Origin of the sequence: Kribbella sp. NPDC058693 (genome assembly GCF_042715335.1) — a bacterium.
GTDB classification, from domain to species: Bacteria; Actinomycetota; Actinomycetes; order Propionibacteriales; family Kribbellaceae; genus Kribbella; species Kribbella jiaozuonensis.
This window is the reverse complement of record NZ_JBHXSQ010000001.1, coordinates 1725798-1737311: the sequence shown is the minus strand read 5'-3', so window position 1 is coordinate 1737311 and position 11514 is coordinate 1725798. Positions and strand designations below refer to the sequence as shown.

At 68.5% G+C, this 11514-nt stretch carries 8 protein-coding genes; 7 read left to right on the top strand and 1 reads right to left on the bottom strand.

What is annotated here, in order from left to right; translation table 11 throughout:
* Positions 1 to 216 precede the first annotated feature (216 nt).
* From mtrA to hpf, 5 genes are all read left to right on the top strand, one after another.
* Positions 217 to 894, top strand: a complete 678-nt coding sequence (mtrA, locus tag ACFWUU_RS08275) for an MtrAB system response regulator MtrA (protein ID WP_130445425.1) — start codon at positions 217 to 219, stop codon at positions 892 to 894.
* Positions 895 to 1049: 155 nt separating this feature from the next.
* A complete protein-coding gene (mtrB, locus tag ACFWUU_RS08270) occupies positions 1050 to 2726 on the top strand; it encodes an MtrAB system histidine kinase MtrB (RefSeq protein ID WP_380173784.1) in 1677 nt (558 codons plus the stop codon).
* Positions 2723 to 4495 carry an LpqB family beta-propeller domain-containing protein gene (locus ACFWUU_RS08265; RefSeq protein ID WP_380173782.1) on the top strand — a complete coding sequence of 591 codons (1773 nt, stop codon included), beginning with the start codon at positions 2723 to 2725 and terminating at the stop codon, positions 4493 to 4495. The genes mtrB and ACFWUU_RS08265 overlap by 4 nt, the downstream gene beginning before the upstream one ends.
* A gap of 64 nt (positions 4496 to 4559) precedes the next feature.
* Positions 4560 to 5249, top strand: coding sequence for a ComF family protein (locus tag ACFWUU_RS08260; RefSeq protein WP_380173780.1), 690 nt, complete (start codon positions 4560 to 4562; stop codon positions 5247 to 5249).
* A gap of 238 nt (positions 5250 to 5487) precedes the next feature.
* Positions 5488 to 6114, top strand: a complete 627-nt coding sequence (gene hpf, locus ACFWUU_RS08255) for a ribosome hibernation-promoting factor, HPF/YfiA family (RefSeq protein ID WP_170989589.1) — start codon at positions 5488 to 5490, stop codon at positions 6112 to 6114.
* 63 nt (positions 6115 to 6177) lie between these two features.
* Here hpf and ACFWUU_RS08250 read toward each other — a convergent pair whose 3' ends face one another.
* Positions 6178 to 6993 carry a S1 family peptidase gene (locus tag ACFWUU_RS08250; RefSeq protein ID WP_380173778.1) on the bottom strand — a complete coding sequence of 272 codons (816 nt, stop codon included), beginning with the start codon at positions 6991 to 6993 and terminating at the stop codon, positions 6178 to 6180.
* Between the two features lie 134 nt (positions 6994 to 7127).
* Between ACFWUU_RS08250 and ACFWUU_RS08245 the strand changes: the two genes are divergently transcribed.
* Together ACFWUU_RS08245 and secA are read left to right on the top strand one after the other, a co-directional pair.
* Positions 7128 to 8342 (top strand): winged helix-turn-helix domain-containing protein, encoded by a 1215-nt coding sequence (locus tag ACFWUU_RS08245; protein WP_137253002.1) that lies wholly within the window; start codon positions 7128 to 7130, stop codon positions 8340 to 8342.
* 173 nt (positions 8343 to 8515) lie between these two features.
* The gene (gene secA, locus ACFWUU_RS08240) at positions 8516 to 11500 is read left to right on the top strand and encodes a preprotein translocase subunit SecA (protein WP_380173776.1); all 2985 of its coding nucleotides are present in this window, start codon (positions 8516 to 8518) and stop codon (positions 11498 to 11500) included.
* Positions 11501 to 11514 lie beyond the last annotated feature (14 nt).

The window sequence follows — 11514 nt, the reverse complement described above, 5'->3', positions numbered from 1 at the left end:
GTCTGAACCGCCGTGCGGTCAGGCACGTGAGTTGTGGTGAACCCTCGAAGTGCACCATGATCCCGGATGATCACAGCCCAACTCGGGGTCACACGGCGATCCGGCGTGTGCACTACCGGGGAATGGGACACTATCCGTAGTGCGTACGGCCTGCACCCGCCGGCCGCACACCGATCGGACGGCAAGGAGTAGGGCGTGGCAGACGGTAACCGGACGATGCGGGGCCGCATCCTCATCGTCGACGACGACACCGCGTTGTCGGAGATGCTCAGCATCGTGCTGCGCAACGAGGGCTACGACACCTATCTGGTCGCAACCGGTGACAAGGCCGTGCCGGCCTTCCGGGAGTTCAAACCCGATCTGCTGCTGCTCGACCTGATGCTGCCCGGGATGGACGGGATCGACGTCTGCCGGGCGATCCGGGCCGAGTCCGGTGTGCCGATCGTGATGCTGACCGCCAAGAGCGACACCGTCGACGTGGTGCTCGGCCTGGAGTCGGGTGCCGACGACTACGTCGTGAAGCCGTTCAAGCCGAAGGAGCTGGTGGCCCGGATCCGGGCCCGGCTGCGCCGGATGGACGAGCCCGGTCCGGAGTCGCTGACGATCGGCGACCTCACCATCGACGTGGCCGGCCACTCGGTGAAGCGGGCCGGCGAGACGATCCAGCTGACGCCGCTGGAGTTCGACCTGCTGGTCTGCCTGGCGTCGAAGCCCTGGCAGGTGTTCACCCGCGAGGTGCTGCTGGAGCAGGTCTGGGGCTACCGCCACGCGGCCGACACCCGGCTGGTGAACGTGCACGTCCAGCGGCTGCGCTCCAAGATCGAGAAGGACCCTGAGCACCCGGAGATCGTGGTCACGGTCCGCGGGGTCGGATACAAGGCGGGTGCGGACTGATCGAGTACGGACGCGGCCAAGAGTCGCAGGCTGCCTCTGGTGACCCGGCAACCGACCCGGTAGCCGAGGAGCACACCGGACAACACTCCGGGCAGCAGACCGGTCGTCAGACCGGGCAACAGCAGGGGCAGTCGACGGCACCTCCGGAGCAGGAGGTGCCGGAGTCCCGCGGGACGGAGCTGGAACTGACCGTCACCGCGGCGGACTGGTCTGCCCAGCCGCAGCCGATCTGGCGGACGCACCCCAAGCACTGGCCGGACATCTGGCGTCGCTCCATCCAGGCCCGGATCGTCACCGGGACCCTGCTGATGTCGACGCTGGTCCTGATCCTGGTCGGCTGGGTGATGATGAGCCAGGTCACCGACGGCGTCCTGGAGTCCCGTCGTAGCAGCGCGCAGGCCGAGGTGCGGGCCCAGCTGGCCCAGCTGTCGATCACGATCGACGCCGCGAACCGCAACACGATCAACCAGCAGCTGTCCGAGCTGGTCCTCGGCTCCAACCGCCCTGGCCTGTACGACGTCCTGCTGGTGCCGACCGACCAGGCGGCGTCCAACGCGATCCGCTACACCGGTCTGGTCGACAGCGACTCGATCCCGGAGGCGCTGGCGTCCTCGGTGATGAGCGACGACTCCAAGCTGTGGGACACCTACACCGAGATCAACTACCGCGACGCCCCCGGCGTGCCAGGGCTGGTGATCGGGTCGCAGATCCGGATCAACTCCACCGGCGACCGGTACGCGATCTACTTCCTGTTCCCGCTCACAGCGCAGCAGGAGACGCTCGATGTCGTACAGCGCGCTCTGGTGACCGCAGGTCTGTTGCTGATCGTTCTGCTGGGCGCAGTGGCCTGGCTGGTCACCCGACAGGTCGTCACGCCGGTCCGGATGGCACGGCGGATCGCTGAGCGGCTCGCCGCCGGCAAGCTCGAGGAGCGGATGCAGGTCCGCGGTACCGACGACCTGGCCCGCCTGGCGGTGTCGTTCAACAAGATGGCCTCCAACCTGCAGCGCCAGATCCGCCGCCTCGAGGAGCTGTCCCGCCTGCAGCGCCGGTTCGTCTCGGACGTCTCCCACGAGCTACGTACGCCGCTGACCACCGTCCGCATGGCCGCTGACCTGCTGCACGAGAGCCGCGACCAGTTCGACCCGATCAGCCGCCGCTCCGTGGAACTGCTGCAGAACGAGCTCAACCGGTTCGAAGAGCTGCTCGCCGACCTGCTGGAGATCAGCCGGTTCGACGCCGGAGCTGCTGCGCTCGACCTGGAGGACGTCGACCTCCGCGACATCGTCAGCCGGGTACTGGAGAACCACGAGACTCTGCTGCACCGCAAGGGCTGCGAGGTCCAGCTGGACATGCCGGAGCCCTGCCGCGCCAAGGTCGACTCACGCCGCATCGAGCGGATCCTGCGCAACCTGATCGGCAACGCCATCGAGCACAGCGAGGGCCTGCCGATCCGGATCAGCACGGCGTACGACGAGGACGCTGCCGCCGTGGCCGTCCGCGACCACGGCGTCGGGTTCCGCGCCGAGGAAGCCGAGATGGTGTTCAGCCGGTTCTGGCGGGCCGACCCGGCCCGGGCCCGGACCACCGGTGGCACCGGCCTCGGCTTGTCGATCGCGCTCGAGGACGCCCGGCTGCACGGCGGCCGGCTGGACGCCTGGGGTTCGCCCGGCGACGGTGCGTACTTCCGGCTCACGCTGCCGCGCCGGCCGGACACCGCGCTGACCGGTTCGCCGCTGCCGCCCCGGCCGCCCGACGCGTCCCGGGTCGTCACCGAGCTTGTCGACGTCGGAGCGCCGTACCAGAAGCTGAGCGGCGGTGAGGACCGATGAGGCGCAGGTTGCTCGTGGTCCTGCTGGCTGCCGTAGTACTGCTCGCCGGCTGCGCCGCCGTACCGACCAAGGGCACCATCCGCAGCGGGGAGCGGCAGGGGCGTGCGCAGGACCTGGGCGGTGTCGGTGTCGAGGCGAAGCCACCGCGGGCGAACGTCGGCGAGATGGCGATCGTCAGCGGGTTCCTCGAGGCCATGTCGGACTCGCAGGCGTTCGACGTCGCCCGGCAGTACATGACGCCGGAGGCCGCGGCGAAGTGGCAGCCCGAGGCGCAGACCGTGGTGTACGACCAGAGTCCCGAGTCACTCACCCGCGTCGGCGACGGGGTCCAGCTGACCGCCCTGAAGATCGCCACCATCGGGGAGCGCGGAGAGTGGATCCCCGCCGCGGCGACCGAGCGGGCCGACTTCTTCTTCAAGCTCAAGAGGATCGACGGGCAGTTCCGGGTCGACTCGGTCCCGCCCGGTGCGTACCTCGGCAGCAACCAGGTCGACCTGAAGCTCGCGCCGCGCGACCTGTACTTCTTCAACCAGAGCCGCAACATCCTGGTGCCGGACCCCGTCTACCTGCCGCAGAACCTCTCACCGGGCCAGGGCGCGACGCAGCTGATCCAGGAGCTGCTGAAGGGCCCGACCACCCGCCTTGGCAACGGCGTGGTCACCCTGGCCCCACCGGGCACCGAAGTACAGGTGTCTGTGCCGGTCGACTTCGGCGTGGCCACAGTGGCGCTCAACGACAGCGCAGGTGCATTGCGAGATCCGGACCGGCGGCTGCTGGCCGCACAGATCGTCTGGACGCTCAACCAGCTCAATCTGCGCGCCAAGATCACCGTCGGCGGCGCGCCGCTGCTGCCGGACGACCCGGACGTGCTGCCGTTCGCCAACTTCAGCCAGTTCGACCCGCAGGTGTCGGCCGGATCGCAGACGAAGCTCTACGGCCTGCAGCACCAGAAGGTGCAGCGGATCGCCGGCCTGGACGGGGCCACGGAGATCGCCGCCCAGCCGCTCAACTCCAGTCCGCTCTGGGCACACAAGGCCCAGTCGTTCGCCGTCAGCCTGCGCGGCGAGGCAGGAGCGATCGTCACCGCCGCCGGCAACGAGGTCCTGTACGGGCCGCTGGACACGACGGACAAGGACGCTGACGCCGTCCCGATCAAGGTCGAGGGGACGACGCGGCAGCCGAGCTTCGACAACCAGGACAACCTGTGGATCCTGGACCGGACCGACACTCCTCATCCGCGGCTGCGGGTCCGCGATCACGACGGCCGGCTGACCCTGGTGGCCGTCGACTTCAAGGGCGATATCCCGCTCGACCTGCGGATGGCACCTGACGGTGTGCGGGCGCTGCTGGTGATGAAGCCGAAGTCCGGCGGCCAGACGTACGTGCAGACCGGCACGATCCAGACCACCGGCAGTGGTAAGCAGTTGGTGCTCGCACAGCTCCGTCCGCTCCGACTGGCGCTGACCAACATCACCGACGCGGCCTGGAACAAACAAGGCATCGTGGTCATCGGCGCGAGCAGCGCGGTCAGCAACTCGGCCCGGCAGGCCTGGCTGGTCAACACCGACGGTTCCAGCCTGCAGTTGCTGCCCGGATCGACGCCCGACTTCCGGCCGCAGTACGTCGCCTCGAACCCGAACAAGGACACCCTGCCGGTGATCGAGGACGACGCCGGCCGCATCCACTGGCTCAGCCGGGACCTGATCTGGGTCTCGCCGGACTCTGTCGGCGGCGGCCCGGCGGCGATCACCCCGACGTACCCCGGCTGACAGTTGTCCACAGGCCGGCGACCGGGTGGTTGCGGTCGGCGGCCGGTTCGCGGATGGTGGTGCGGTGCCGGTCCGGGACGCGTTCGTGGATCTCGTCCTGGGCGGCCGGTGCGCGGGCTGCGACCGGCCCGGCGTAACTCTCTGTGATGGTTGCCAGGGGCTACTGACGACACTGACTCCGTTCCGTGCATGGCCCGACCCGCGCCCGCCCGGACTCCGTACGCCGACCGCCGCCGCGCCGTACGCCGGGGAACTCCGCGCGTTGATCCTGGCCCACAAGGAGCACGCCCGGTACGCCCTCGCGAAGCCGCTCGGCCGGCTGCTGGCAAGCGTCGTCCGGACCGCGCTGGGGGACCGGCGGGCGGCGTGGTTGTGCCCGGTGCCGTCGTCGCCGGCAACGGTCCGGCAGCGCGGGCACGATCCGCTCCGGCGGATTACGAAGGCTGCCGTCAGATCCCTGCGCAGACAGGGAATCGACGCCCGGGTGGCCGACGCGCTGCGCGTCGTACGGCGTCCCGAGGACCAGGCCGGGCTGTCCGCGGAACGCCGTACCGCCAACCTGGACGGGGCTTTCGGGCTGCGTTCGCGCTGGGCTGAAACCCTGATCGATCAACCGGTCCTGCTGGTCGACGACGTGATCACCACCGGTTCCACGCTCAGCGAAGCCTGCCGTGCCTTGGAATCCCGGGGGATTCCGGTCCTCGGCTGTGCCGTTCTGGCCGCGACGCAACGGCTTTCGGCGTCTGGTTCATGAGAACTTCCCTACCGGTTTTCGCCGAAGCCGACTAGCGTTGGCCTATGACACCCGCAGGGGCTTGTCGGGCAGTGGAGTGGCGCAGGACCGGATCAGCCGGATTCCTGGCCGCGGAGTCCGACCGGCTCGACCGCGGGTGTTCTCGTTTCGGGCGCCCCAATCGCCACCGACAGAGCGAGGACACGAAAGATGGGGGCCCGCTGACGTAACAGAGAGTCGCCGATCGATGGAGGTTTCCGTGGACGTCGTTGTCAAGGGTCATCACTGCGAGGTCAGTGACCGCTTCCGGCAGTACGTCGAGGAAAAACTCGAGCGGATCGAGAAGGTCGATCACCGGGTACTGCGTTGCGAGGTGGAAGTCAGCCAGGAAAAGAACCCGCGACAGCACGATCGAGCGATGCGTGTCGAGCTCACCATGTACACCAAGGGTCCGGTGGTCCGCGCAGAAGCCTGCGGCGAGACCAAGCAGGCGGCGTTCGACGTCTGCCTGGACCGACTCCGGTCCCAGGTCCGCAAGGCGGCCGATCGCCGCCGGGTGCACCGCGGTGAGCGTGGTCCGGAAGGCCTGCGACACGTGAACGCGAAGCAGCCGCTCAACGGCAATGCACCCGTAGTGGAGGAACCAGTCGCCGAGGAAGAGGTGGCGACACACAAGTACGGATCTGTCCTCGTGACCGGCGACGGACCGCTGGTGATGCGGGAGAAGACGCACACCGCCAAGCCGATGACCCTGGACCAGGCGCTCTACGAGCTCGAACTGGTCGGGCACGACTTCTACCTGTTCGTCGACGCGGACGAGAACCAGCCGAGTGTCGTCTACCGCCGCCGCGGCTACGACTACGGCGTGATCCGTCTGGCCAACTAGACCTCGGGAGGAACGACGAAGGGGCCGGGCGATCGCCCGGCCCCTCCGCTGTTCCCCGATGGATCAGCTGTCGATCTGTGCCTGCAGCTCGGAGGCGTACGTCGCGACCTCGGCGTACACACCCGGGTTGCCGGCGTCCGCGCAGCCGACGCCCCAGGAGACGACGCCGAACAGGCGGCCGTTGAGGACCAGCGGGCCGCCGGAGTCGCCCTGGCAGGAGTCCTTGCCGCCGTCCTCGTAACCGGCGCAGATCTCGCCGTCGGGGATGTAGCCCTCGCTCGCGTAGACGTCGGAGCAGTACGAGTCACCGAGCACCGGCACGTCGACCTTCTGGAAGGTGTCCGCCGGACCGGTGTCCTCCGTGTCGCCCCAGCCGTAGACGATCGAGGCCGCGCCCACCGCATCCGCGGCCTTGTCGGTCTCCAGCGGCAGCGTCGGTACGCCGTCGAACGGCGTGGCCAGCGTCAGCACGGCGACATCGTGGCCCGGCGACTTGCCGTACTCCGGGTCCACCCAGATGTTGCTGATCTTGGACTCCTTGCCGGTGGACTTGTCGCTCAGCACATCCCGGCCCTGGATCGCGGTGTAGGTCGACGCCGGCTCGGTGGTGCAGTGTGCCGCGGTGACGATCTTGTTCGCCGCCACCAGCGTCGACCCGCAGTACTCACCGGTCGGGTCGGGGGAGCCGCTGTTCGAGAGCTGGATGGCCCAGGGGGTGTCTGCGGTGTGGGCGATGGTGCCGCCGACGATCCGGGTCTTGGGTCCGTCGGGCGACTGCGCGGCCGATGCGGAGCCGGCTACGGCCACCGCACCGAGGGACGCCGCGGTCAGTACGCCGGCCGCCAGGGCAGCGCGGACCACATGCTTCTTTCCTGTCATGCCTCACTCCAGGGAGATAGGGGCCACGCGGGCGGGTGGCCTGCTCGCAGGTTCTCCCGAACACCATGCGTAGCGCACCTCCCACTTTCGGTAACTTCAGAGTTATGTCGGTGCCCTCCGGCAGAATTCCGCGTATGACGACGCAGTTACAGCTCTCGACCGCTCAGGCGCGCCGGGTGGCGCTGGCGGCGCAGGGGTTCATCGATCCCCGGCCGAAGGGCGTGCCGGACATGCGAGCCCTGGGCCGGGTGCTGGGTCGCATCGGGCTGATCCAGATCGACTCGGTCAACGTGCTGAGCCGGACGCAGTACCTGCCGCTCTACTCCCGCCTCGGGCCGTATCCGCGCGACCTGCTCGATCGGGCAGCGGGGAAGGCGCCCCGACGACTGGTCGAGTACTGGGCGCACGAGGCGTCGCTGATCCCGGTCGACACCCACCCGCTGATGCGCTGGCGGATGGCACGCGCGACGACTGAGGCCTGGGGTGGTCCGCGGTCGATCGCGAAGGAGCGGCCGGATCTGGTCAAGCAGGTGCTGGCCGACGTCCGCGACCACGGACCGTTGACCGCCCGCGAGATCGACGACGACGTCGAGCGCACGAAGGACAACTGGGGCTGGAACTGGTCCGACGTGAAGCGGGCGCTCGAGTTCCTGTTCTTCGCGGGCGAGATCACGGTCGCGCGCCGCAACCAGCAGTTCGAGCGGATGTACGACGTACCCGAGCGGGTGCTGCCCCGCGATGTCGTGGAGACGCCGACCCCGTCGTTCGACGAGGCGCACCGCGGGCTGATCTCGATCGCGGCCCGGGCGCACGGCGTCGCGACGGCGCAGTGCCTGCGGGACTACTTCCGGACCGCGGTGGAGCCGACCCAGCAGGCGATCTCCGAACTGGTCGAGGAGGGCGAGCTGGTCCCGGTCCGGATCGACGGCTGGAAGCGTCCGGCGTACCTGCACAAGGACGCACGGCTGCCGCGCCGGGTGAACACGCGGGCACTGGTCAGCCCGTTCGACTCGCTGGTGTTCGAGCGCACGCGGACCGAGGCGCTGTTCGACTTCCGGTACCGGATCGAGATCTACGTCCCGGCCGAGAAGCGCCTCTACGGGTACTACGTGCTGCCGTTCCTGCTCGGTGACCGACTGGTCGCCCGCGTGGACCTCAAGGCCGACCGCACCGGCGGCGTACTGCTGGTCCAGTCGGCGCACGCGGAGCCGAAGGCGCCGGTGGAGACCGCCGAGGAGCTGGCCGCCGAGCTCGTCCAGCTGGCCGGCTGGCTCGGGCTGGACCAGGTCCGGGTGGCCGGTGGTGGTGACCTGTCGCCAGCGCTCAGTGACGCGCTGCGAGGTTTCTGAAAGACTGCTGGGAACTTTCCGGCCCGCCCGAGCGTGGGTCGGATAACGCTGCGGGCGTGGCTTGGCACACCCGGCCCCGTACGATGGGGGACGCACGCCTTCCCACTGGGTCGGCCGTGCCATGCGGCGTCGCCCGCTTCCAGGCAGCAGCAGCAAGGAGAGAACTCCCCACCATGAAGGTTGTCGACAAGGTCCTGCGGATCGGCGAGGGCAAGATCCTCCGCCAGCTCCAAGGCATCGCGAAGATGGTCAACTCCATCGAGGACGACTTCGTCGCCATGTCCGACGAGGAGCTGCGCGGCCAGACCGCGGACTTCAAGCAACGTCACGAGAACGGGGAGTCCCTCGACGCGCTGCTGCCGGAGGCCTTCGCGGTGGTCCGGGAGGCGGCGAAGCGGACGCTGCACCAGCGCCACTACGACGTCCAGATCATGGGTGGCGCGGCGCTCCACCTGGGCAACATCGCGGAGATGAAGACCGGTGAGGGCAAGACCCTGGTCGGCACCCTCCCGACGTACCTGAACGCGCTGTCCGGCAAGGGCGTGCACGTGGTCACGGTGAACGACTACCTGGCCAAGTACCAGGCCGAGTGGATGGGCCGGGTGTACCACTTCCTCGGCCTCGACTACGGCGTGATCCTGCCGGAGATGACGCCGGCCGAGCGCCGGATCGCGTACAACAAGGACATCACCTACGGCACCAACAACGAGTTCGGCTTCGACTACCTGCGCGACAACATGGCGCAGAGCATCGAGGACTGCGTCCAGCGCGAGTACAACTACGCGATCGTGGACGAGGTGGACTCGATCCTGGTCGACGAGGCGCGGACCCCGCTGATCATCTCCGGCCCGGCCGAGGACTCCAAGCGCTGGTACGTCGAGATGGCCCGGATCGCGAACCAGCTGAAGGCCTGGACGCTGGCCGACGAGGCGGAGCTGAAGCGGAAGAACCCCCGCGTCACCGACCTGGAGATCGACGAGACCAAGCGCCGGGTCGCCGACTACGACGTCGACGAGAAGAAGCGCACGGTCGCCATCCTCGAGCGCGGTATCGAGAAGGTCGAGGACCGGCTCGGTATCGACAACCTGTACGAATCGGCGAACACCCCGCTGATCAGCTACCTGAACAACGCGCTGAAGGCGAAGGACCTGTTCCACCGGGACAAGGACTACGTGGTGGTCGGCGGCCAGGGCGAGGAAGAGGTCCTGATCGTCGACGAGCACACCGGCCGCACGCTGCACGGCCGCCGCTACAACGAGGGTCTCCACCAGGCGATCGAGGCCAAGGAAGACGTCGACATCAAAGAGGAGTACCAGACCCTCGCGACGATCACCCTGCAGAACTTCTTCCGGCTGTACGACAAGCTCGCCGGCATGACCGGTACGGCGATGACCGAGGCGAACGAGTTCTCCAAGGTCTACAAGCTCGGCGTGGTGCCGATCCCGACCAACAAGCCGATGATCCGGGTCGAGGAGCGGGATCTGATCTACCGCACCGAGGACGCCAAGTTCGACGCTGTGGTCAAGGACATCGTCGAGGTGCACGCCGCCGGTCAGCCGATCCTGGTCGGCACCACCTCGGTGGAGAAGTCCGAGCGCCTGTCCCGGCAGCTGCTCAAGGAGAACGTCAAGCACGAGGTGCTGAACGCGAAGCAGCACGCGCGTGAGGCGGCGATCGTCGCCGAGGCCGGTCGCAAGGGTGCGGTCACGGTGGCCACCAACATGGCCGGCCGTGGTACCGACATCATCCTCGGCGGCAACCCGGAGTTCCTGGCCGACAAGGAGCTGCGCGCCCGCGGCATCGACCCGGTCGAGGACATCGAGCTGTACGAGTCGGAGTACCCGGCGCTGCTGGAGCGGTTCGAGAAGCAGGTGAAGGAGGAGCAGGAAGAGGTCCGCGAGCTCGGCGGCCTCTACGTCCTCGGCACCGAGCGGCACGAGTCCCGCCGGATCGACAACCAGCTGCGTGGTCGCGCCGGCCGGCAGGGCGACCCGGGCAAGTCCCGGTTCTACCTGTCGCTCGAGGACGACCTGATGCGGCTGTTCAAGCGCGAGATGGTCGACTGGGCGATGTCGCGCAACAACGACGACACCCAGCCGCTGGAGAACAAGGTCGTCACCAAGGCGATCGCGTCCGCGCAGGGCCAGGTCGAGGCGCAGAACTTCGAGACCCGGAAGAACATCCTCAAGTACGACGACGTGATGAACCGTCAGCGCCACGTGGTGTACGACGAGCGCCGTCGCGTGCTCGAGGGCGCCGACCTGCGCGACCAGGTGCAGGACATGCTCGAGGAGACCGTCACCGGGTACGTGCAGGGCGCGACCGCGGACGGCTTCGCCGAGGACTGGGACCTGGACGCGCTGTTCACCGCGATGCGGACGCTGTACCAGACCGAGCTGACCGAAGAGGACCTGATCGAGGAGGCCGGCGGCGAGAAGGCCGGTCTGACCCAGGACTTCCTGATCGAGCGGTTCATCGAGGACGCGACCGCGGCGTACGAGCGGCGCGAGGAGCTGCTCGGCGAGGAAGCGATGCGCGAGCTGGAGCGGCGCGTCGTGCTGAGCGTGCTGGACCGCAAGTGGCGCGAGCACCTGTACGAGATGGACTACCTGCGCGAGGGCATCGGCCTGCGCGCGATGGCGCAGCGCGACCCGTTGGTCGAGTACCAGCGCGAGGGCTACGACATGTTCGCCTCGATGATGGAGTCGATCAAGGAAGAGTCGGTCGGGTTCATCTTCAACGTCGAGGTCGACATCGAGGCGATGCGCGCCGAGATCGAGCTCGCCAACGAGGCCCAGTTGGCCGACGAGGAGAACCTGACCGGCCGCCGGATCGAGGACATCCTCACCCCGGGTGCGCCGGTCGCGGAGTTCCCCGGCCGGACCGAGGGCGAGGAGCGGCCGCAGGATGCGCCGCGTCCGCGGGACACGCCGCGTCTGCGCGCGAAGGGTCTGACCACCGAGAGCCGCCCGCAGCGGCTGTCGTACTCCGCGCCGACGATCGACGGTGACGACGAGGTCGCGATGCACGAGGACGCGGTCGAGAACGGCAAGCTCGAGTACGCCGGGACTCCGCGCAACGCGGCCTGCCCGTGCGGCTCGGGCAAGAAGTACAAGCGCTGCCACGGCGACCCGCAGTCGGACGTCTACAAGTTCTGAAGCGCCAGATAGCC